This is a genomic window from Arthrobacter sp. NicSoilB4 (assembly GCF_019977335.1).
Classification (GTDB): Bacteria; Actinomycetota; Actinomycetes; order Actinomycetales; family Micrococcaceae; genus Arthrobacter.
On the sequence record NZ_AP024653.1, the window covers coordinates 2,181,100 to 2,203,385 of the forward strand.

Sequence of the window (22,286 nt, forward strand, 5' to 3'; positions counted from 1 at the left end):
AGTCCGCCGTCAAACCCGGACCAGGGGCAGCAGCGCCGCGAGCAGCTTGGGCCCGACTCCGTCCACCGCATCCAGCTCCTCCACCCGCTGGAACCGGCCGTGCTGGGTCCGCCACTCCACAATCCGCTGCGCCAGCACCGGACCCACACGCGGAAGGGTGGCCAGTTCGTCGACGCCGGCAGTGTTCAGGCTGATCTTTCCGTCCGAAGCGGGTCCGGCTCCGCCACCCGCCGTGCCGCCCGGGGCGCCGGTATCAGCGGCCGGGGCAGAACCGGCAGGCACGGTTTCCCCTCGCCTGGGCACCAGGACCTTCTGTCCATCCTCGAGTACAGCCGCGAGATTGAGCTGGTCCGGGTCCGCGTCGGGGGCACTGCCTCCCGCGGCCGCAATGGCCTCGTGCAGGCGGCTCCCCTGCGGCAGCTCCACGATTCCGGCACGGACGACCGCACCGGCCACATGCACAATGATGCTTCCGCCGCTGTCCCCTGCAGACTCGCCGGGCGGATCTTCCGCTGCGCGGCCGGGTTCCGTTTCCGGTTCCGGCTCCGGGGCGGGCGCGTCACCAGATTCCGACGCTGCGACAGAACCCAGCGGACTGACCTCGCTGGTACCGTTCGCCGCCTGCCACCAGAACCAGCCGAGGAACATCGCGGCCACCAGACAAAGCAGCGTGGCGGCGCGCCGACCGGTGCGCCATCTCATACGGCTCTGCGCCGGCGAACCACGCGGGCCTGGCTCCCACTGGCCCTCCGGCACGGTAGCCATGGGCGGACCGGCGAGGAGGCCGGCCCCGGGCCCGACGGCGGCAGACAGCCTTCGGCCGGCATGGCCCGGTTCGGCATGGCCCGGTTCGGCACTGGGCGGGACTCCCGGATCGTGGCGCGGCATGCGCCCATCGTATGAAGCGGTGGGCACACAGATCAGGGCCGGTTTGCCTCATGTGGATACCGCGAAACCGCAGGGATGACGCCGGCCGGTGGACGGACTACGTGGCGGCGCGTGCCTCAGTGGCTGCGGGGGTGCTGTTCTCCCCCACAATCACCGCCAGCACGCCGAGGCCGGCATGGGCGGCCAGCACCGCCGGAAGCGCGCTGATCTGGATGGGCGCGCAGCCGGGAACCGCTGCGGCCAGCTCCGCTGCGAGCTGGCCGGCCTCGGCCGGGTTGCCGAAGTGGTGGACGGCGAGCCGGGCCTGCCCCCCGGACCGGGCGGCGGCATCGGCCACCACGATCTCCTTGAGACGTGCGATGGCCTTCGCCGCCGAGCGGACTTTCTCCAGCGGAACCACCCTGCCGTCTTCGACCGCGAGGATGGGCTTGATCGCAAGCATGGTCCCCCAGAGCGAGGCCGCGGCGCCGATCCGACCGCCGCGGCGCAACTGCTCGAGGCTGGGCACGTAGAAATAGACCCTGGTGCGGGCCAGCCGCTGCTCGGCGAATTCCCGCACTTCCCCTGCCGTCAGGCCGTCCGCCGCGGCGGCCACGGCGGCCTGGACCCCCATTCCCTGCGCCATGCCGACCGTGCGCGAGTCCAGGACCTCCACGGGGAAACCCACCCGGGCGGCGGCGATGCGGGCCGAGTCGGCCGTTCCGGACAGTTCCCCGGAAATGTGGATCGAGACGACGGACTCATATCCGTGCCGCCGGGCCGCGAGGTAGGCCTGTTCGAACTGCCCGGGTGAGGGGCGCGAGGTTTTGACCGGTTTGCCGCTGGCCAGGGCTACGGCGATCGTGTCGGCGATGTCGTCTTCGCCCTCGCCATAGATTTCGGAACCCACCATGACGGGCATCGGGACAACCGTCAGCAGCCCATCGGCGGCCAGGCCCCGAACCCAGTCAGCCGGCAGTGCGGCGGCGGAGTCCGTAACCACAGCCGTCCGCACGACGGCGGCGGGCACTGCCCCGGGTCCGGTTCCGCGGACAAGTTCGGGCCGCGTGGCCTGGCGGAGCCCGCTCAGGCGCTCCTTCAGCCACGGCCACCCCGCGGGGTCGCGGTGGGGCACGAAGCACCTCCTGCTGTCTGCGCTAGCTATCCGGACACGCTGTGAGAGCAGGCCGCCGGTCGGAACCGGCGGCCTGCAACCGGCTAGGCCGGGACGATGTTGACCAGTTTAGGCGCCCGCACGATCACCGTGCGGATCCCCCGCCCGTCAAGGGCCCGCTGGACGTTGTCCGAGGCCAGTGCCAGCTCCCGCAGTTCGTCCTCGCCGATCTCCGGCGAGACTTCCAGGCGGTCCCGGACCTTGCCCTGGACCTGGACGACGGCGGTGACCGTGTCCTGCACCAGCAGGGCCTCATCATGCGTGGGCCATCCCGCGTTGGCGACCGAGGCGGGGTGCCCCAGCACGTTCCAGAGGTCCTCGGCCGTGTACGGCGCGAACAGGCTCAGGATGACCGCGACGGTCTCGACGGCCTCACGGACGGCCGGATCGGCGCCGCCGGCGCCGTTGGCTGCGTCAATAGTCTTACGCGTAGCGTTGACCAGTTCCATGAGCTTGGCCACGACCACGTTGAACTTGTTGGAGTCGAGCAGCGTTTCCGCGTCGGCGATCGTGCGGTGCGTGACGGCGCGCAGGGCCCGGTCGCCGGCCGCGTAGTCCACACCGGGTGCGCTGGTGACATCTCGTCCCAGCCGCCAGGCGCGGGCCAGGAACTTCGCGGAGCCCGACGGCGAGACGTCCGCCCAGTCGACGTCGTCCTCCGGCGGGGAGGCGAAGATCATGGTGAGCCGGACGGCGTCGACGCCGAACTTGTCCAGCTGCTCGCCGAGGTCGACGCCGTTGCCCAGGGACTTGCTCATGGCCTTGCCGCCGTTGAGCACCTGGCCCTGGTTCAGCAGCGCACTGAACGGCTCGTCGGCGTCGATCATGCCCAGGTCGTGGATGACCTTGGTGAAGAACCGTGCGTAGAGCAGGTGCAGGATGGCGTGCTCCACGCCGCCGACGTACTGGCCCACCGGCATCCAGTCGTTGATCCTGGCGGGATCGAAGGGGCCCTCGGTGTACTGCGGGGAAACGAAGCGCAGGAAGTACCAGGACGAATCCACGAAGGTGTCCATGGTGTCCGTGTCCCGCTTGGCCGGGCCGTGGCAGTCGGGGCATTCGACGTTGACCCAGCTCTCGACCGCCGCGAGCGGTGAAGTGCCCTTTGGGGACAGGTCCTCGCCGCGCAGGTCGGCCGGCAGCGTGACGGGCAGCTGCTCGTCCGGGACCGGGACTTCCCCGCAGGACGGGCAGTGGATGATCGGGATCGGCGTGCCCCAGAACCGCTGCCGGCTGAGCAGCCAGTCGCGCAGGCGGAAGTTCACGAACTTCTCGCCCGTGCCCTGCTGCTCCAGGATTTCGATGGCTGCCGGGATGGCCTCGGCCTTGGGCAGTCCGTCCAGGGTGCCGGAGTTGATCAGGGTCCCCTCGCCGGAGGTCGCGGTGCCGCTGACGGCGGGGTCTTCCTCGCCGGTGTCCAGGACGGCGCGGACCGGGAGGTCGAAGGTGCGGGCGAAGTCGAGGTCGCGCTGGTCGTGCGCGGGGACGGCCATGATGGCGCCGGTGCCGTAGTCGGCCAGCACGTAGTCGGCCGCCCAGACGGGCAGCTTCTCGCCGTTGAGCGGGTTGATGGCGTAGCGGCCGGTGAAGACGCCGGTCTTCTCGCGCTCGGTGGACTGGCGTTCGATTTCGGAGAGCGCCTTGACCTGTTCGCGGTATGCGTCCAGGGCGGCGGCGTGCTCCTCGGTGACCAGTTCCACGGCGATCGGCGCGTCGGCGGCGACGACAAAGAACGTCGCGCCGTAGAGGGTGTCCGGGCGGGTGGTGAAAACCGTGACGTCCTTGGCGGGCCTGCCGCCGTCGGCTTCGATCACGAAGCTGACGTGTGCGCCCTCGGAGCGTCCGATCCAGTTCTTCTGCATGGCCAGGACACGTTCGGGCCAGTGGCCGCGCAGTTCGTCCATGTCATCGAGCAGCCGGTCAGCGTAATCGGTGATCTTGAAGTACCACTGGTTCAGCGACTTCTTGGTGACGGGCGTGCCGCAGCGCTCACAGGCACCGTTGACCACCTGTTCGTTGGCCAGCACGGTCTGGTCCTTGGGGCACCAGTTGACCGGGGAATTCTTGCGGTAGGCCAGGCCGCGCTCGTAGAAGCGTTTGAAGAGCCACTGCGTCCAGCGGTAGTACTCCGGATCGGAGGTGTGGATCCGGCGTGACCAGTCGGCGGAAATCGCGTAGCGCTTGAACGACGCAGCCTGGGTGTCGATATTGGCGTAGGTCCACTCGCTGGGGTGGGCATTTCGCTTGATGGCCGCGTTTTCGGCGGGAAGCCCGAAGGAGTCCCAGCCGATCGGGTGCAGCACGTCGTAGCCCTGCTGGCGCAGGTAACGCGCGACGACGTCGCCCATCGCAAACGCTTCGGCGTGGCCCATGTGGAGATCGCCGGACGGGTACGGGAACATGTCCAGCACGTACCGCCGCTCCTTCGACCCGTCGTCGACGGGTGTGAAGACCTTCAAGTCCTCCCAGACCTGCGGCCACTTGGCTTCCATGGCCGCAAAGCTGTAGGCACCCTCTTCCGGGGTCTCCGCTGCGACTGCTGGTGTTCCGGTCTCTGTCTCCGGCTGAACGCTCACTGCTGGCCTCTTCTGTTCTGTCAAGCCCTATGTACAGGCTACTGTCCCGCCCTGCCTGTTCCCTGCCGTCCGCCCAAATGGGTCCAGACACACAAAAGCCCCTCGACACGGAGGGGCTGCCGCTCGGCAATCCGAGTTCTCGTCGGGATGCCGGGCGGCTAGCTAAGCAGGAGGATCGCACGCATAGCTCTACTTTAGCGCCTCCGGCTGGTTCGCGGGGAAACGGGAACGGCGTTGCGTTCCCGCCCGGAGCGGCCTTTGCCGGAGCAGCCGCCGCGATTGGCATGCTTCGCGGCCCCGAAAGCCCAAACTTTTTTTGAAAACGACCACTCGGACGAAGTCCGCCACTACTGTGCAAATCGCTGCCCCGCCTGCCCGGCGGCACCTGACGGAGGGAGTGCCCGCGGCACGAAGGCAAGTAGCTTTCCGTCTCCGGCCCAGTAATACTTGCGTGTATCCCAGTAGTCGAAACGCCCTTATTGACAAAACGCAGCCTATATGAGAGTCACTGTGCACATCAGGTGCTGGCGCCACGCGAATCCCGGACTCCAATGCGGGCATTTGCGCCCTTGCCAAACGTTGCTGATAGGAACACTATGCTCTCAAGATCTCTGGGGGGATTCGCAACAGGTCTCGGGTTGAGGAGCCTGACATGTGTCATTCGCGGAGTTCTTGCCTGCAACAATTCATAGATCCGGCCGGGCGTTGCGCGCCCACCGGAAGCGGCCTGGAAGCCGATTAGCCATGTTTGGCTGGATCACCCGCTTCAGTCTGCAGTTCCGCATCCTGGTGCTCGCCCTCGCGGCCGGAATAATCGCTTTTGGCATCATCAATGTTCCGCGTATCGCCGTGGACACAATGCCCGAATTCGCGCCGGCGCAAGTCGAAATCCAGACAGAAGCCCTGGGCCTTTCCGCTGTCGAGGTTGAGCAGCTCATTACCTCCCCGATGGAAGCGGACCTACTCAACGGGGTGGCCTGGCTGGACGAGATCCGCTCGAAATCCGTCCCGGGGCTGTCATCCATCCAACTGGTCTTCGAGCCGGGCACGGATCTGCTGCGGGCACGCCAGCTCGTCGCGGAACGGATGACCCAGGCAGTGGCGCTGCCGAATGTATCCGCGCCGCCGCTGATCATGCAGCCCGTCTCCTCCACGAGCCGGGTGCTGATGGTCAAGATGAGTTCCAAGCAGCTCTCCGGCATCGAGATGTCGGTCCTGGCCCGCTGGAAAATCAAACCGAGGCTGATCGGCATTCCGGGCGTGGCGAACGTTTCCATTTGGGGCCAGCGCGAGCAGCAGCTCCAGGTTGAGGTCACCCCCACGCAGCTGCGGGACAAGGGCATCACCCTCGAACAGGTCATCAAGACCACCGGCAACGCGGTGTGGGTTTCGCCGCTGAGTTTCCTCGAAGCGTCCACACCGGGAACCGGCGGTTTCGTCGAGTCTCCCAGTCAGCGCCTCGGCATCCAGCATGTCCTCCCAATCCGGACTCCGGCGGACCTTTCCAAGGTCAGCGTGGAGGATTCGACTCCGGCGATGTCGTTGGGCGATATAGCCCAGGTCAGGGAAGACCATCAGCCCCTCATCGGCGATGCCGTCGTCGGACAGGACGCCGGGCTGATGCTGGTCATTGAGAAGTTCCCCGGGACCAGCGCAGTGCAGGTCACCGAGAATATTGAGGCCGCGCTCAAGGATATGGAACCCGGCCTGACCGGAGTCCAGCTGGACACCACCGTGTTTCGCCCGGCGACCGCCGTTCAGGACTCCGTGAGCGGTCTTGGTCTTGCACTGTTGATCAGCCTGCTGATCGCGGTCGGGCTTTTCTGGCTGCTCTTCCGCTCCTGGCGCGTAGCGGTCATTGCCCTCGCGGCCATCACGACAACCGTCGTCACGGCCGCTGTGGTCCTATACGCGCAAAACGCCACTCTCAACGTCACGGTCCTGGTCGGCCTGGTCCTTGCCATGTCAGTGATCGTGGGCGACATCGTGGAGGACGTCCACGCCCAGCGGCGCAGGCCGCTGGTGACCGAAGCCACGGAAACCGAGGCCACGCTGAGGTCCAGGATCGTGGCGGTCGTCCGGGGAGTCCGGACCCCGTTGTTCCACGCCTCGCTGATCATGGTGGTGGCCCTCATTCCGACGCTGTTCGTGCCCGGGATCGGCGGCTCCTTCTTTACTCCGCTGTTCTGGTCCCTGGTGCTGGCTCTCTCGGCCGCCTTGCTCGTCGGACTCTCTGTCACCCCTGTGCTCGCGCATATGCTCCTGCCCCGCGAGACGGCGCAGCCAAAGGAGCCGGCTGCCGCCGGACGTGCCCGGGCGTACTACGACCGGGCACTCTCGGGCATCCGTTCCCGCCGGACAGTCAGCCTGGTCGCTGTTGCGGTCGTTGGCGTGCTTGGAATCGCTGCCGGATCCCAGTTGATCGGCAACCGGCCGGTGGTTCCGACCTTGCCGGACAGGACCCTGCTGGTCCAGTGGGACTCCATGTCCGGCACGTCCAATGACGAGGTCCGCCGGGTCGCGTCCAAGGCCTCTGACGAACTGAAGGCGCTGCCAGGCGTTTCAGGAGTCGGCGGGCACATCGGCCGCGCCATCACCTCCGACCAGGTTGTCGGAAACAGCGCCGCCGAGCTGTGGGTATCCATCGCCCCGAATGCCGACTTCGGAGCGACCGAGCAGGCCGTCCGCGAGGTGGTCCAGGGCTACCCCGGCATCACGAACAACGTTGTGAACTATTCCGAGCAGAAAATCGGCGACATGCACAGCACCCTGGAGCCCGGCTTTGCGGTCCGCGTCTACGGCACGGAACTGCCGGTCCTGCGGGAGAAAGCCGAAGAAGTCCGAAAAGCCATCGAGAACATCAATGGCGTCAAGAACCCGACGATCAACGCCATACCGATGACTCCGATCGTGGAGGTCGAGGTCAATCTCGAGGCTGCCCAGAAGTCCGGCATCAAGCCTGGTGACGCGAGGCGTGCGGCGGCAACCCTGATGCAGGGGATTGTCGTGGGCAACCTTTTCGAAGAGCAAAAGGTCTTCGAAGTGGTCGTGCGCGGCGCGGTTGACGTCAGGGATGACCTGACCAGCATCCGTGAACTGCTCCTGGATACTCCCACCGGCGGACACGTCCAGTTGGGCGACATTGCCACCATCCGGATGGTCCCCAACGAAGTGGTCGTCTTGCACGATGACACCTCACGGCGGATCGATGTGGTGGCCGATGTCAGCGGACGACCGCTGGCCGACGTGCAGCGCGATATTGAAGCAGCCATCAAGCAGATCCAGTTCCCGGTGGAATACCACGCAGAGATCCCGGCGAAGTATGCCCAGTTGCAGGCCGCCGACTCCCTTGTCCTGTGGCTTGCAGCGGCCGCCCTCCTCGGGGTGTTCCTGCTGCTCCAGACGGCGGTGCGGAGCTGGAAGCTGGCGCTCGCCATCTTCCTGTCCCTTCCGGCGGCGCTCTCCGGGGCGGCCGTGGCAGCCTGGATCGGGAGTGCGGCGATGTCCTGGATTGCCATGACCGCCTTCGCCGCTGTCCTTGCCATTGCCGCCCGCAACGCAACGTTGCTCTCGGCCCGTGCCGATGAGCTGTGGCGTTCCCAGCCGCAAACGTCTCGCGCTAAGGCCGTCATGACGGCAGCCCGGGACCGGGTATCACCGGTCCTCAAAGCCGCCTTGATCACCCTGCTGGTGCTGATACCACCCGCACTGATTGGCGGCGTCGGCCATGCGGTGATACTCCCGATGTTGCTGATCATCGGCGGAGGCCTCGTGACCACAACGCTTGTGGCGCTCCTGGTGCTCCCCCTGCTGGCCCTCTGGTTCGGTCCCCGTACCGCACCTGAAGATTGGTCGGAAGTTTACGAGGCGGAAGAGCCTGTTCAACCCGTTACGCAGGAAAAGGTGGAAGTAAAATGACCAGCCAAAAGCCCCAACGGCGTCTGCCCCTGGCGGCCGCTGCCTGTGCCCTTCTCTTGAGCCTCACGGCCTGCGCCCAGTCCGCTGCGGTGACACCCGCGGCGGCCGGTGAAGCCCCCGCCAAAGTCGAGAAAAACGCCACGACGGGCATCGCCAAGCTGACCGTGACCGAACACGGTCTGGCCCGCATCGACCTGAAGACGGAACCGGTCACGGCGGGCACGGGCACGGACGTGCTGCTGCCCTATGCCTCGCTGTTATACGACGCCAACGGCAAGACGTGGGTCTACACCAACCCCGCACCGCGGGTATTTGAGCGCCAGGCAGTCACCGTCGCCAAAGTCGAGGCAGGTGTGGTCACGGCCAGCGCCGGCCCCGCCGTGGGGACTCCCGTCGTCACGGTGGGCGCGGTAGAGCTCTTCGGCACCGAGTTCAACACGGGCAAATGACATGCGCCGGATAGTCGCAGCCAGCCTGAAGTTCAGATCGATCATCATCGCGCTGGCGGCGGCGCTGATGATCGTGGGCGGCGCGCAACTCAGCAGTGCCTCGGTGGACGTGTTCCCCGAGTTCGCGCCGCCGAAGGTCGAGGTCCAGACAGCCTGCCTGGGACTTACCGCCGCCGAGGTCGAGGAACTGGTTTCGGTTCCCATGGAGGAAGCGTTCAACGGGATCGCCGGCCTGGACCACATGAGGTCCAAATCGGTGCCCCAGCTTTCGTCGATTGTGATGGAATTCGAGAACGGCACTGATCTGCTCACCGCCCGGCAACTGGTGTCCGAGCGCATGGCGACGGTTATCCCGACCCTGCCCACCTGGGCCGCACCGCCGCTGATGCTGCAGCCCCTGTCCTCCACCAGCCGGGTCATGAAGATCGGCCTGTCCTCGGACACCCGGTCGCTCATCGAAATGTCCATGATTTCCTACTGGAACATCAGGGCCCATCTGCTGCGCGTTCCGGGGGTGGCCAATGTCGCCATCTGGGGCGAACGCCTCCAGATGCTCCAGGTGCAGGTGGATCCGGCCCGGCTGGCAGCCAACAATGTCACCTTGGAAACCGTGATGAGCTCAACGTCCGATGCCCTGGACGCGGGCCTGCTGCACTACTCCCCCGGCGCCCTCATCGGAACGGGCGGTTCGCTCGACACGCCCAGCCAGTCCATTGGCATCCGTCACGTCCAGGCCATCACGTCGCCGGAAGAACTGGCGAAGGTGGCGGTGACGGACCGTGAGGGACAGGCGCCGCTGCGGCTGGCGGACGTCGCCAACGTAGTGGAGGACCACCAGCAGCTGATCGGCGACGCGGTGATCAATGGCGGTCCCGGGCTCATGCTGATCGTTGAGAAGCTCCCCTGGGGCAACACCCTCGAAGTGACGCGCGGGGTGGAAGAGGCGCTGAAGCAACTCGAACCAGGCCTCACCGGGATTGCCGTGGACACCACGATATTCCGCCCGGCGACCTTCATCGAGGAATCCCTCGGCAACCTGGGCGTGGCCCTTCTGCTGGGCTGCCTGCTGGTCATCCTGGTGCTGAGCGTCTTCCTCTTCCAGTGGCGGACGGCGCTGGTCAGCGTCATGGCCATACCGTTGTCGCTGACGGCCGCGGCCCTGGTCCTCTATTGGACCGGGGGCACGATTAATACGATGGTGCTTGCGGGGCTGGTGATTGCCGTCGGGGTGGTGGTGGACGATGCCATTATCGACGTCGAAAACATCGTCCGGCGGCTCCGGCACCACCGTGCCAGCGGCGGCACCGAAAGCACCGCCAGGGTCGTGGTGAACGCCTCGCTCGAGGTCCGGGGCCCGATTGTCTATGCCACGTTGATCATCGTCGCCGCGACGGTGCCGATCTTCTTCCTCGACGGGTTGACCGGGGCGTTCTTCCGCCCGCTGGCCACCTCCTACACCCTCGCGGTGATGGCGTCCATGGTGGTTGCGCTGACCGTCACGCCGGCGATGGCCTACATCTTCCTCAGGAACGCCAAACTGGAAGACAAGGATCCGCCCGTGGTCAGGGTGCTGAAGCGCTGGTACGGCCACCTGCTCCGGCCTATGGTCCGGCGTCCCGCCCCGGGGTACCTTGCCCTGGGCGCCCTGGGCGTGATCGGCCTTGTACTGGCACCCCTGCTGGGCCAATCCTTGCTCCCGTCCTTCAAGGAGCGTGACTTCCTGATGCACTGGCTCACGCAGCCCGGCACGTCCAATTCCGAGGAAGTCCGGGTCAGCCAGCTCGCCTGCAAGGAACTCATGACGATTAAGGGAGTCAACAACTGTGGGTCCCACATTGGCCAGGCGTTCAACGCCGATGAAGTCGTGGGCGTCTACTTCGGGGAGAACTGGATCAGCGTTGACCCTGCGGTGGACTATGACGAGACTCTGGCCGCCGTGCAGGAGGTCGTGAGTGGCTACCCCGGAATCGTGCGGGACGTCCAGACGTACCTCAAGGAGCGCATCCGCGAGGTCCTGACAGGCACCGGCTACGCCGTCGTCGTGCGCGTCTATGGCGACGACTTGGGCACCCTGAAAGCGGAGGCCGACAAGATAAAGGGCATCCTGGGCGGCATCGACGGGGCCATCGGCGCAAAGGTGGCCCTCCAGGCCAACATTCCGCAAATCAACGTGGAAGTGAATCTGGATGCCGCAAAACGCTACGGGCTGAAGCCCGGCGACGTGCGACGTGCCGCCGCCACCCTGGTCGCCGGAGAGGAAGTCGGCGACGTCTATCGGGATGGCAAGGCCTACGACGTGCAGGTGTGGAGCGCGCCGGAAACCCGGACCAGCGTCACCAGCATCGAGAACCTCCCGCTCGACACCCCATCCGGGGAAAGGATCCGGATGGCTGACGTCGCCACGATTTCGGTCAAACCCACCCCCAATGTCATCGAGCGGTCGGAGGGATCCAGGCGCATCGATGTCAGTGCCAACGTCAAGGAAGGCGACCTGGCCAAGGTTGTGGAGAAGCTGAAGTCCGAAATGGAGACGGTCCAGTTCCCGGTCGGCTACGAGGCGGTTGTCCTCGGCGAATACGCCGAACGCCAGGCAGCCTCGCAGCGCCTGCTGCTTTACTCGGCGGGCGCGGTCATCGTGGTCTTCCTCCTGCTCCAGGCGGCATTCCGGAGCTGGCGGCTGGCCATCCTGGCCATCCTGACGCTGCCGGTCGCATTGGTGGGGGGTGTGATTGCCGCCCACCTCAGCGGCGGCATCCTGTCGCTGGGATCCCTGGTCGGATTCCTGACGCTGATGGGCATCGCCGCCCGCAACGGCATCCTGCTCATCAACCACTGCCAGCACCTGGAGGAGTTCGAGGGCATGGCCTTCGGACCTGCCCTCGTGCTGCGCGGGGCCGCCGAGCGCTTGTCGCCGATTCTGATGACCACCCTCGCTACCGCACTGGCACTTGTGCCGCTGGTGGTGATGGGGAACATCCCCGGCCATGAGATTGAACATCCCATGGCGGTGGTGATTCTGGGCGGCCTTGTCACGTCGACACTGGTCAACCTGTTCATCGTCCCATCGCTGTACCTGCGGTTCGCCAAGAAGGGTCCGAAGCGTGAGCGCCGGCCCAACCAGCCCCAGCCGGCCCCGGCCGTCTAGCCGCAACCACCACCATTTGAAGAAAGAAGCCAGTGACATGGCCTTACCAGGCAAACGCTTCACGGCCTACGGCTCCGCAATCCTGCTGGTGCTGGCCACGCTGACCGTGACGACGGCGGCCACAGCCGCCGCCGCCCCGGGTCCAAAGGAATTCTGCGGACCCGGCTCTGAGATCGATTTCGATCCCTGGGAGTTCCCCGCATCGCCGAAGATCGACAACAAATGGTTTCCGCTCAAGCCGGGAATGCAGTTCACCACGGATGGCACCGTCAAGTCGGCGGACGGGACCAGCGCTCATAAGGTGGTTCATACCGTCACCGGGCTGACCAAGGTCATCGACGGTGTGAACACCCTGGTCATGTGGGACCGGGACTACTCCGACGACGTACTGGCCGAATCCGAACTGGCATTCTTCGCCCAGTCGAAGGACGGCGACGTCTGGCTCTTCGGCGAGTATCCGGAGGAGTATGAGAACGGCAAATTTGTGGGTGCGCCCAGCACCTTCATAAGCGGGATCGCCAAGGCGCAGGCCGGAATCGCGATGCAGGGACGTCCGCGGACCGGCACGCCGGCATACGTCCAGGCTTATGCGCCCAAAGTCGATTTCCTCGACTGCGGCGACGTGATCGAAACGAACCGGCACGTCTGCGTTCCGACAGGATGCTACGACGATGTGCTGGTGATCGACGAATTCAATCCGCTGGATCCGCCCAGCGCCGGCCACCAGCGGAAGTTCTACTCCGCCGGCACCGGGCTCGTGCGGGTGACCGCCGACGGCGGTGACCAGCAGGAGACCATGGACCTGGTCAAGATCCGGAAGCTCAGCGATGCGCAGCTCAGGAACGTCAACGAGCAGGCGCTGGAACTGGACAACCACGCCTACAAAGTCAGCCCGGATGTGTATGCCAAGACGCCCCGCGCCGTTGAGGTAGCTCCCCGTCACGGGGACTGACGTCCCCGCCCTCTGCGGGGGCCAACAGGAAAAGCTCCGGCCAGCCTGGCTGACCGGAGCTTTTCCTTGGCCTGCGGGAGGCCGTTGGCGCCGCTACTTGACGTCGTCGTCCACCCAGTCCATGGACTTGGTGACGGCCTTCTTCCAAAGGCGCATCTGGCGCTCCCGCTCGGACTGGTCCATCGTCGGCTCCCAGCGCTTGTCCTCGGACCAGTTGGCCGAGCATTCGCCCAGGTCCTTCCAGAATCCGACGGCAAGACCGGCTGCGTAGGCGGCACCCAGCGCGGTTGTCTCGACGACCTTGGGCCGGATCACCGGAACCCCGAGGATATCCGCCTGGAACTGCATCAGAGCGTCGTTGGCGACCATGCCGCCGTCGACCTTCAGCTCGGTCAGGGGCACACCCGAGTCCGCGTTGACGGCGTCGAGCACTTCGCGGGTCTGGAATGCCGTAGCCTCCAGCGCCGCGCGGGCGATGTGGTTCTTGTTCACAAAGCGGGTCAGTCCGACGATCGCACCGCGGGCGTCGGAACGCCAGTAGGGAGCGAACAGGCCGGAGAACGCGGGAACAATGTACACACCGCCGTTGTCCTCGACCGAAGCCGCCAGCGTCTCCACCTCGGGGGCGCTGCTGATCATGCCAAGGTTGTCACGCAGCCACTGCACGAGCGAGCCGGTGACGGCGATGGAGCCTTCCAGGGCATAGTGCGGAGCGGAGTCCCCGAGCTTGTAGCCGACCGTGGTCAGCAGCCCGTTCTTGGAGTGGACGATTTCCTCACCGGTGTTGAAGATGAGGAAGCAGCCCGTGCCGTAGGTGTTCTTGGCCTCGCCGGCGTCGAACGCCGCCTGTCCGAACGTCGCCGCCTGCTGGTCGCCCAGGATGCCGGCAACAGGAACTTCACGCAGCAGCTGGGAGGTGTGGACCGTGCCGTAGACCTCCGACGACGACTTGATGGCCGGCATCATGGAGGCCGGAACACCGAAGGCATCCAGGATTTCCCGGTCCCAGGAGAGCGTCTCCAGGTCCATGAACATGGTCCTCGAGGCGTTGGTGACATCCGTGACGTGGACCCCGCCGTCAGTCCCGCCGGTCAGGTTCCAGAGCACCCAGCAGTCGGTGTTGCCGAACACCAGGTCCCCGGCCTCGGCCTTGGCGCGGGCGCCCTCGACGTTGTCCAGGATCCACTTGATCTTGGTGCCGGAGAAGTAGGTTGCCAGCGGCAGGCCCACCTTCTGCTTGAACCGCTCCGGTCCGCCGTCCTTGGCCAGCTCGTCCACGATCGGCTGGGTCCGGGTGTCCTGCCAGACGATCGCGTTGTAGATCGCCTTGCCGGTGGTCTTGTCCCAGACGACCGCGGTTTCGCGCTGGTTGGTGATGCCGACCGCCGCGATGTCGTGGCGCGTCAGGTTCGCCTTGGACAGGGCAGAGGCGATGACCTCGCGGGTGTTGTTCCAGATCTCGGCGGGGTCGTGCTCCACCCAGCCGGCCTGCGGGAAGATCTGCTCGTGTTCCATCTGGCCCGAGGAGACGATGTGGCCGCTGTGGTCGAACACGATGGCGCGTGTGCTGGTGGTGCCCTGGTCAATGGCGATTACGTACTGGTTCATGTTGACGTCCTTGTCTTTTTTGGCCTGGCAGTTGGATGAATGCGTGCAAGTGGGGTTAGGAGGTGGCCAGGATGATGATCGGCACGTACTTGGCGGCAAGGCCGCCCAGGATTCCGCCGGTCAGCGGGCCCACAACGGGGATCCAGGAATAGCCCCAGTCGCTCGAGCCCTTGCCCTTGATCGGGAGCAGGGCGTGCGCGATGCGGGGACCGAGGTCACGGGCCGGATTGATGGCGTAGCCCGTGGGGCCACCGAGGGAGACACCGATGCCGACAACCAACAGGGCAACGGCCAGCGGGCCCAGCCCGGAAGGCGTTCCGCCGAAGGCCAGGATGACGAAAACGAGGACAAAGGTGCCGATGATTTCCGTCACCAGGTTCCACGGGACGGAGCGGATGGCGGGTCCGGTCGAGAAGACGGCCAGCTGGCTGGCGGGCTCCTGCTCAAGGTCGAAGTGCTGCTTGTAGGCCAGCCACATCACGATGGCGCCAAGGAAGGCACCGACCATTTCACCGGCGAAGTAGGTCATCGTGGACGCGAAGTCGATGGGAACACCGGCGGCGTAATTCCTCCTGCCCTCAATGAGTATGCCCATGGTGACCGCGGGGTTCAGGTGCGCCCCGGACATGGCGGCGACGTAGACGCCGGAGAGGACGGCGATGCCCCATCCCCAGGTGACCATCAGGAACCCGCCGTTGTTGCCCTTGGTGCCTTTAAGTGCAACGTTTGCCACAACGCCGCAACCCAGCAGGGTCAGCATTGCGGTACCGAATACTTCGGACAGGAAAACTATTCCAAGAGACATCTTTGACTCCTCTATTTTCTGTTGTCAGCCCCTCGCGAGTTTGAAGGGCTGTTGGGCCGTCAGCGTGTTGGCGCCGCCGGCCTGCCACTGCGCCGGTCCCCCAGAGGAACCACGCAGTCCTTGTGCCCGGACGTCCCCCGTCCGGGCACCGAGGTCTATCACGAGACCAGGCTGTGGACCTGGACGCCGTGGGATCGCTTGAGCACCTCCTGAGCGTGGGTGATCTCGGAGGTCCGCGTTGCCGCGTCCCAGCCCAGCGGGCCGGCGAGGATGTCGGCAACCTCGTTCAGCAGTTCGCCGGTCACGAGTCCGCGGAAGGCGAGGGACGTGCGGCGGATCAGTACGTCGACCAAGTGCCCGATCTGCTCGTTTTGGGCCATGAACTCCAGTTCCCGGACGCTCAGTTCGCGGGTCGAGTGCAGGAGCCGGTCGGCGGCGGATCCCGGGGCTCCGTCGAGGAAACGGATGACTTCCTCCGCGCGGGTGCCGTAGCGGGTCAGCAGCCCGGCGGTGCGGTCCGCGTCGCGTCCGGCGGCCATGTGCGCCTTGATCCAGCGCTGCACGCCGTCACCGGAGTCCGGGAAGCCGGCGCCGCCGCCGATGGCGAGCTTCGCCGTCGAAACCTTCCGCTCCATGCCGAGTTCGGCGAGGACGTTGTTGCTCAGGTGTTCGGCGAGGGCGCGGAACGTGGTCCACTTGCCGCCGACGAGGCTGAGTACGACGGCGCCGGCGCCCCGTCCTGCTCCGGCGGCTGCTGCGGCGCCTGCGCGCCGCTCGATCCGGTAGTCGCGGCTGACAAAGCCTGGCTGGGTGGCGTCGTGCCTGGGCAGCGGGCGGACTCCGGAGAAGGTGTAGACGATCTGCTCCCGGTCCACGGCGATGTCGGGGAAGACATGGCCGATCAAGTCGAAGAAGTAGTCGATCTCCGATTCGGTGCACACGGCGTCCTCCGCCATGTCGGCGTCGACGTCGGTGGTGCCCACCAGGACCCGGTCCCCCATCGGGTAGATCAGCACGATCCGGCCGTCGGTGTGCTCGAAGAAGATCTCGCGGCCGTTGCAGGCGGCAAGCAGTTCCGGGTGGTCCAGCACGATGTGCGATCCCTTGGTGCCGCCCATGAAGGCCGACGCCGCGCCCATGGCCTGGTTGGTCAGGTCGACCCAGGCGCCGGTGGTGTTGACGATGACGTCGGCGGTGAAGTGGAACAGGTCGCCGGTGAGTTCGTCCCGCAGTTCCACTGTGCTCCCGGTACCCCCTGCTCCCGCGCCGTCCTTGACCGCGACGAGCGAGACGTAGTTGCTGGCGCGGGCGTCACTGGCGCCGGACGCGCCGGCTTTCTCGCCGTCCTGCAGCACGTCAAGGGTGAGCCGCTCCGGGTTGTGGACGGAGGCGTCGAAGTACGTGGCGCTGTACTTGATGCCGGGGTGGAGGCGCGGCAGTTCCGCCAGCGCTCGTTTGCGGCCGCGGAACTGGTGGCGGGGCACGGTGCCACCGTCGCGGGAGAAGAAGTCGTACAGGCTCAGCCCGAGCTTGATCAGGAAGGCCCCGCGCTCCTTCGGCGCGCCCTGCTGCTTGTGGGTCAGGAAGCGCAGCGGGGCGGCGAGGACTCCGGAGAACGTGCTGAAGATGGGGATGGTGGTCTGCAGCGGCTTCACGTAGTGGGGTGCGATGCGGAGCAGCCGGTTGCGTTCGACGACCGACTCCTGGACGAGGCGGAATTCACCGTTTTCGAGGTAGCGGATGCCGCCGTGGATCATGTGCGAGGAGGCCCCGCTGGCTCCCTGGCAGTAGTCGCCGCGCTCCACGAGGGCGACGTCCACACCCTGCAGGGCCAGGTCCCGGAACGTGCCCACTCCGTTGATACCGCCGCCGATGATCAGCACCTGCGCGTGGGGCCGCGTCCGCAGCTTCTGCACCGATGCTCGCTCGCCGGCCGACGCCTGGTTGCGGGCTGAAACCTTCTGTCCCAAGAACTGCTCCTTTGGGTCTTGTCCTGTGCGGCGCGCCCTGTGGCGCGGCGCCGTTCAACACTATTCTTTGGAGTAATGGAAAATGGAGTCAAGCACTATGCACAAACGTGCAGAACGGAAATGGGATGACACCTTCACGCCACTCCGACGCCCTCCGCGCGGCCCAGTTGTATTACCTCCAGGACCTGACCATGGACGCCATCGCGCGTGAGCTCCGGACGTCCCGGTCCACCGTTTCGCGGCTGCTTTCCTCGGCCCGGGAATCCGGACTGGTCCAGATCCAGATCCGGAGCCCGCTGGACACCGGCCCGGAGCTGGCGAGCATGATCCGCGCCGAATACAAGGTCGATGTGCACGTTGTTCCGGTCGTTGACACGCTGAATGAGGCGGAAACACTGGACCGCGTGGCCATGCAGGCCGCGCGCACCATCGGCCCGCTGGTCGATTCCAATGCGATCATCGGCGTCGCGTGGGGTTCCACCCTTAGCGCCGTCAGCCGGCACCTGACCCGGAAGATCACCCACGACAGCGTAATCGTCCAGCTCAACGGCGCGGGCAACATGCAAACCACCGGCATCACCTACGCCTCTGACATCATGCGGCGCTTTGGCAGTGCCTACGGGGCGCGCGTGGAGCAGTTCCCGGTCCCGGCCTTCTTCGACCATGCCGCGACCAAAAGGGCCATGTGGAATGAGCGCAGTGTTCAGCGGATCCTCGAGCTTCAGGCACGCATGAGCATTGCGATTTTCGGTGTGGGATCGGTCGACGCCGACTACCCCAGCCACGTCTACGCCGGCGGCTACCTCGACGAGGAGGACCTGTCCGTCCTGGCCAATTCCGACGTCGTGGGCGACGTGGCCACCGTGTTCTTCCGCGCCAACGGCTCCTCGGACGGCATCACGCTCAACGAACGCTCCACCGGCCCGGACCTCGCGCAGTTGCGCCAGGTGCGCCGGAGGATCTGTGTGGTGTCGGGTGCCTCCAAGATCAATGGCCTGCGCGGCGCCCTCGCCGCGGGCCTGGCCACCGACCTGATCCTCGACGAGGCCAGCGCCCGGCGCCTGGTCAGCTTCGACGGTTTGGCGTGACTCGGCCTGCCTGGCCCGGCCCGCCGTGGGGAGCAGCGGCGGCGGAGTCGGTAAAGTCGAGGGTATGAAACCCTCGCCCCGCCTCAGCCTCAACAACGGCGTCCTGATCGACCAGTTGGGGTTCGGGCTCTATAAGGTGCCGTCCGCGGACGCCGCCGGACTCGTGACCATGGCCCTCGAGGCCGGGTACCGCCATTTTGATACCGCCGCCATGTACGGCAACGAGACGGGCGTTGGCCGGGGCATTGGTTCGCTCTCCGGCTTCTCAAGCCATGACGATGCCCGCGGCGGTTCCGGCGAGTCCTCCCCCGCCCTATCGCGCGATGACCTGTTCGTCACCACCAAGCTCTGGAACGACGACCAGGGCTATGACGCCACGCTGCGCGCCTTCGACACCTCCTTGGCCAACCTTGGTCTGGAATACGTGGATCTGTACCTGATCCACTGGCCCTGTGCGCAACGCGGGCTGTATCCCGAGAGCTACCGCGCGATGGAGACCCTGTACAGGGAGGGCAAGGCGCGGGCCATCGGGGTGTCGAATTTCCAGCCGGCCCACCTGCACCGCCTGCTGCAGAGCGCTGAAGTCGTGCCGGCCGTCAACCAGATCGAATTGCACCCCTGGCTCCAGCAGGAGGAGCTGCGCACGCTGCACGGCGAGCTCGGAATCACTACGCAGGCGTGGAGTCCGCTGGGCCGCGGCCAGGTCCTGCAGGATCCGGTGGTGCTGGAGCTCGCGGCCGCGCAGGGCAAGACCGCGGCACAGATCATCCTCCGCTGGCACGTCCAGCTCGGCCACGTCGCCATCCCGAAGGCCAGCTCCCACGCCCGGATCCGCGACAACCTCGACGTCTTCGACTTCAGCCTCGACGACGCCGCCATGACAGCCCTTGCCGGTCTGGAACGTGGCTTCCGCACCGGCTCCCACCCGGACTCAGTCAATTAGGACATATCGAATGGAATACGCGGACACCGAGTCCTCCCCCAGCACGCCCCTGTTCAGCGACGGGCTTGAGGCCCGAACCCATGCCGCCGACGTCGTCCTGGACGGCACAAGCGTCGCGTACTGGAGCTACGAGCCGGTCCGCGAGACCCCGGAGACGCGGACCATCCTGGTCATCCACGGCTTCCGCGGCGACCACCATGGCCTGCTCCGGGTAGCCGACCAGCTCCCTGAGATGCGGCTCATCATGCCGGACCTCCCCGGCTTCGGCAGCTCTGCTGCCTTCGCGGGTGCCGAACACAGCGTCGAGAGCTATGGCCGGTTCATCGCGGAGTTCATGGCGGCCCTGGGGCTGGGCGCCGATACGGTGCTGCTGGGGCACTCCTTCGGCTCGATTGTCGCCAGCCACTACGTGGCAGCCCACCCCGGAACGGTCTCGGAGCTGATCCTGGTCAATCCGATCGCAGCTCCCGCCCTGGAGGGACCCAAGGGCCTCATGACCAAACTCGCCGTCCTGTACTACGAGGCCGCCGCCCGGCTCCCCCGCCGGCTGGGACAAGGCCTGCTGCGCAGCCAGCTGATCGTGCGGGTGATGAGCGAGACGATGGCGAAGACCAAGGACAAGCAGCTGCGTCGATTTGTACACGCCCAGCACAGCGCATATTTCTCCGCGTTCGCGGACCGCGAAAGCCTGCTCGAGGCGTTCAAGGCCTCCGTCGGCGGCAACGTCGCCGAAGTGGCCCGCAGCCTCACCCTCCCCGTGCTCCTGATTGCCGGGGAGAAGGACGAGATCGCGACGCTGCCTGACCAGTACACGCTGCTGGCTCTGCTGCCGGATGCGCACCTTGACGTCATCCCCGGCGTCGGCCACCTGATCCACTACGAGACCCCGGAACCTGCCGCGGGCCACATCCGCCGCTTCCTGAAGGACCACTCCGCGTGAAAATCCTCATCGATGCCCGTTTCACCCGGCTGGACCACCACGACGGCATCAGCCGCTACGGTGCCAGCCTGATCGCGGCCACGGCCAGGATCGCCGACGTCTCCATGCTGATCAGCGACGTCCGCCAGCTCCCCATGCTGCCGGATGTGCCGTACACCCTGATCAACAGCCCGCTGTCGCCCGCCGAGTTGTTTGTCGCCGGCAAGGTCAACAAGCTCGGCGCCGACGTCGTTGTGTGTCCCATGCAGACCATGGGCAGCTGGGGCCGGAAGTACCCCCTGGTGCTCACCCTGCACGACCTGATCTACTACGAACACCCGGCACCTCCCGGCTTCCTTCCGGCCCCGGTCCGGGTCCTCTGGCGGCTCTACCACAAGGCGTTCTGGCCGCAGCGGCTCCTGCTGAACCGGGCCGACGTCGTCGCCACCATCAGCTCCACCACCGCCGCACTCATCTCGAAGTACCGGCTCACCCGGCGGCCCGTCAGGATTGTGGGCAACGCCCCGCAGCACGGCCACACTCCGCGGGACCCCGGCGCGGGAGCAGACAAGACGCTTCTCTATATGGGGTCGTTCATGCCCTACAAAAACGTGGAGACCATGATCCTGGGCATGGCGGAACTACCGGACATGAGCCTGCACCTGCTCAGCCGGATCACCCCGGAACGCCGGGCGGAACTCGAGGCCCTTGCCCCGGCAGGCGCTGACATCGTCTTCCACAACGGCGTGACCGACGCCGAGTACGAGGCCATGCTCGGACGCACCACGGCCCTGATCAGCCTCTCCCGGGCGGAGGGCTACGGACTGCCCCTCGTGGAAGCGATGTCGCACGGCACGCCCGTGATCGCCAGCGACATTCCGATCTTCCGCGAGGTGGGCGGCGACGCCGTCAGCTACGTCCACCCGGATTCACCGGCGGAGTTCGCCGCGGCGGTCCGGAACCTCGAGGAGCCGGACCTGTGGAAGGCCCGTTCACGCCGCTCGGTGGAGCGCGCCGCGGACTTCAGCTGGGACGAGTCCGCCCGCAGGCTGCTGGAGGTCGCCGAAGAGGCAGTCGAGCTTCGCGCCCGCCGCTCCGGCGGCCCCAAAGCTTCTTACCGGTAGTAGCCGGCCCGAGTAGCCGGCCCGCAGCCCCTCTCCGCACCCGAATCGCTAGGGGCGGGCCGGTGGGTCGGAGGGGAGCCGCGGATCGACCACGGAGAACGGCAGGCCGAACTGTCCGTCATCCGGCAGCACCTCATCGAGCACCCAGCCTTGGCCGGTCCTGAGGAATGTGGCAGTGGCTCGGAGACGGTATTGCTCGGGCACACCGCTGGGGCCCGTCGTGTCCGAAGCGAGGTACAGCGTCCCGGACTCGTCAAACCTGACGGTGGCCTTCGTGGCTGTCCCCGTGATTTCCCTGACCTGAACGGTCGTTTGTGCGGACGTGTAGTGGAAGCCGAAGCCCTGCAACCTCACTTTGCGTTCAGCGACGAGGAGTCGCTCACGCTCCCGGGCGGCCTTGAACTTGTCGCTGGATTTCGCCCCGTCCAGGGATGGTCCCGCCGGTGGTGCTGTCACCAGCGTCTGGGCCGTGCGGTCACTGACGGATGCTTCCAGCACCGGCTGGGCTTCAGCCGATGTGAGCGTCGGGCCGGCTTCCGCGGCCGCAGCTACTTGAGCGGCCCCTGACGGGACGGGTCCAGCCTCCCGGGCGGGTCCTCCGCAGGCCAGGAGCAGCATCGGCGCGACCAGTACGCCGGCGATTTTCAATCGTTTCAATTTTCCCCCAAGGTTCCGCGGCCGGTGACATGCCGGAATGCGGTTGGTCCTATTATGCATTCCGCTCCGGGCACGCAGACAGCCTGTGGTT

General features: G+C 66.2%; 15 protein-coding genes. 8 read left to right on the plus strand and 7 right to left on the minus strand.

Going from position 1 to position 22,286, the window contains the following annotated elements:
• Positions 1 to 9: 9 nt before the first annotated feature.
• From LDO13_RS09825 to leuS, 3 genes are all read right to left on the minus strand, one after another.
• Positions 10 to 702, minus strand: coding sequence for a helix-hairpin-helix domain-containing protein (locus LDO13_RS09825; RefSeq protein ID WP_224046586.1), 693 nt, complete (start codon positions 700 to 702; stop codon positions 10 to 12).
• Positions 703 to 985: 283 nt separating this feature from the next.
• Positions 986 to 2,002, minus strand: coding sequence for a DegV family protein (locus LDO13_RS09830; protein ID WP_224046587.1), 1,017 nt, complete (start codon positions 2,000 to 2,002; stop codon positions 986 to 988).
• Positions 2,003 to 2,085: 83 nt separating this feature from the next.
• Positions 2,086 to 4,617 (minus strand): leucine--tRNA ligase, encoded by a 2,532-nt coding sequence (gene leuS / locus LDO13_RS09835; protein WP_224046588.1) that lies wholly within the window; start codon positions 4,615 to 4,617, stop codon positions 2,086 to 2,088.
• Positions 4,618 to 5,361: 744 nt separating this feature from the next.
• Here leuS and LDO13_RS09840 point away from each other — a divergent pair.
• The 4 genes from LDO13_RS09840 to LDO13_RS09855 are packed head-to-tail and all read left to right on the plus strand — an operon-like array spanning position 5,362 to position 13,081.
• Positions 5,362 to 8,535: an efflux RND transporter permease subunit gene (locus LDO13_RS09840; protein ID WP_224046589.1), complete on the plus strand. Its 3,174-nt coding sequence runs from the start codon at positions 5,362 to 5,364 to the stop codon at positions 8,533 to 8,535.
• Positions 8,532 to 8,984 (plus strand): hypothetical protein, encoded by a 453-nt coding sequence (locus LDO13_RS09845; protein ID WP_224046590.1) that lies wholly within the window; start codon positions 8,532 to 8,534, stop codon positions 8,982 to 8,984. Before LDO13_RS09840 ends, LDO13_RS09845 begins: the two co-directional genes overlap by 4 nt.
• Position 8,985: 1 nt before the next feature.
• Positions 8,986 to 12,129 carry an efflux RND transporter permease subunit gene (locus tag LDO13_RS09850; protein WP_224046591.1) on the plus strand — a complete coding sequence of 1,048 codons (3,144 nt, stop codon included), beginning with the start codon at positions 8,986 to 8,988 and terminating at the stop codon, positions 12,127 to 12,129.
• 37 nt (positions 12,130 to 12,166) lie between these two features.
• Positions 12,167 to 13,081 (plus strand): hypothetical protein, encoded by a 915-nt coding sequence (locus LDO13_RS09855; RefSeq protein WP_224046592.1) that lies wholly within the window; start codon positions 12,167 to 12,169, stop codon positions 13,079 to 13,081.
• Between the two features lie 93 nt (positions 13,082 to 13,174).
• On the opposite strand, the gene glpK is transcribed toward LDO13_RS09855, so the two are convergent.
• The 3 genes from glpK to LDO13_RS09870 all read right to left on the minus strand — a co-directional run bounded on the left by glpK (position 13,175) and on the right by LDO13_RS09870 (position 17,464).
• Positions 13,175 to 14,689 (minus strand): glycerol kinase GlpK, encoded by a 1,515-nt coding sequence (glpK, locus tag LDO13_RS09860; RefSeq protein ID WP_224046593.1) that lies wholly within the window; start codon positions 14,687 to 14,689, stop codon positions 13,175 to 13,177.
• Between the two features lie 55 nt (positions 14,690 to 14,744).
• Positions 14,745 to 15,494, minus strand: a complete 750-nt coding sequence (locus LDO13_RS09865; protein WP_224046594.1) for an MIP/aquaporin family protein — start codon at positions 15,492 to 15,494, stop codon at positions 14,745 to 14,747.
• Between the two features lie 158 nt (positions 15,495 to 15,652).
• Positions 15,653 to 17,464, minus strand: a complete 1,812-nt coding sequence (locus LDO13_RS09870; RefSeq protein WP_224046595.1) for a glycerol-3-phosphate dehydrogenase/oxidase — start codon at positions 17,462 to 17,464, stop codon at positions 15,653 to 15,655.
• A 125-nt stretch (positions 17,465 to 17,589) separates the two neighbouring features.
• Here LDO13_RS09870 and LDO13_RS09875 point away from each other — a divergent pair, with 125 nt between their 5' ends.
• The 4 genes from LDO13_RS09875 (at position 17,590) to LDO13_RS09890 (ending at position 21,538) form a co-directional block, all read left to right on the plus strand.
• Entirely contained in the window at positions 17,590 to 18,552 is a 963-nt protein-coding gene (locus LDO13_RS09875) for a sugar-binding domain-containing protein (protein ID WP_224046596.1), read from the plus strand.
• A 64-nt stretch (positions 18,553 to 18,616) separates the two neighbouring features.
• Complete coding sequence (locus LDO13_RS09880) at positions 18,617 to 19,495, plus strand: aldo/keto reductase (protein WP_224046597.1); 879 nt, start codon at positions 18,617 to 18,619, stop codon at positions 19,493 to 19,495.
• Positions 19,496 to 19,505: 10 nt separating this feature from the next.
• A complete protein-coding gene (locus tag LDO13_RS09885) occupies positions 19,506 to 20,435 on the plus strand; it encodes an alpha/beta hydrolase (RefSeq protein WP_224046598.1) in 930 nt (309 codons plus the stop codon).
• Positions 20,432 to 21,538 (plus strand): glycosyltransferase family 1 protein, encoded by a 1,107-nt coding sequence (locus tag LDO13_RS09890; protein ID WP_224046599.1) that lies wholly within the window; start codon positions 20,432 to 20,434, stop codon positions 21,536 to 21,538. Before LDO13_RS09885 ends, LDO13_RS09890 begins: the two co-directional genes overlap by 4 nt.
• 48 nt (positions 21,539 to 21,586) lie before the next feature.
• Here the strand turns inward: LDO13_RS09890 and LDO13_RS09895 are convergent, their stop codons facing one another.
• Entirely contained in the window at positions 21,587 to 22,195 is a 609-nt protein-coding gene (locus tag LDO13_RS09895) for a hypothetical protein (RefSeq protein WP_224046600.1), read from the minus strand.
• Positions 22,196 to 22,286 lie beyond the last annotated feature (91 nt).

Bases quoted from the DNA above. Each gene is read 5' to 3' on its own strand.
- LDO13_RS09825 (WP_224046586.1), bottom strand. From the start codon at position 702: ATGAGATGGCGCACCGGTCGGCGCGCCGCCACGCTGCTTTGTCTGGTG.
- LDO13_RS09840 (WP_224046589.1), top strand. From the start codon at position 5,362: ATGTTTGGCTGGATCACCCGCTTCAGTCTGCAGTTCCGCATCCTGGTG.
- LDO13_RS09845 (WP_224046590.1), top strand. From the start codon at position 8,532: ATGACCAGCCAAAAGCCCCAACGGCGTCTGCCCCTGGCGGCCGCTGCC.
- LDO13_RS09850 (WP_224046591.1), top strand. From the start codon at position 8,986: ATGCGCCGGATAGTCGCAGCCAGCCTGAAGTTCAGATCGATCATCATC.
- LDO13_RS09855 (WP_224046592.1), top strand. From the start codon at position 12,167: ATGGCCTTACCAGGCAAACGCTTCACGGCCTACGGCTCCGCAATCCTG.
- glpK (WP_224046593.1), bottom strand. From the start codon at position 14,689: ATGAACCAGTACGTAATCGCCATTGACCAGGGCACCACCAGCACACGC.
- LDO13_RS09865 (WP_224046594.1), bottom strand. From the start codon at position 15,494: ATGTCTCTTGGAATAGTTTTCCTGTCCGAAGTATTCGGTACCGCAATG.
- LDO13_RS09875 (WP_224046596.1), top strand. From the start codon at position 17,590: ATGACACCTTCACGCCACTCCGACGCCCTCCGCGCGGCCCAGTTGTAT.
- LDO13_RS09880 (WP_224046597.1), top strand. From the start codon at position 18,617: ATGAAACCCTCGCCCCGCCTCAGCCTCAACAACGGCGTCCTGATCGAC.
- LDO13_RS09885 (WP_224046598.1), top strand. From the start codon at position 19,506: ATGGAATACGCGGACACCGAGTCCTCCCCCAGCACGCCCCTGTTCAGC.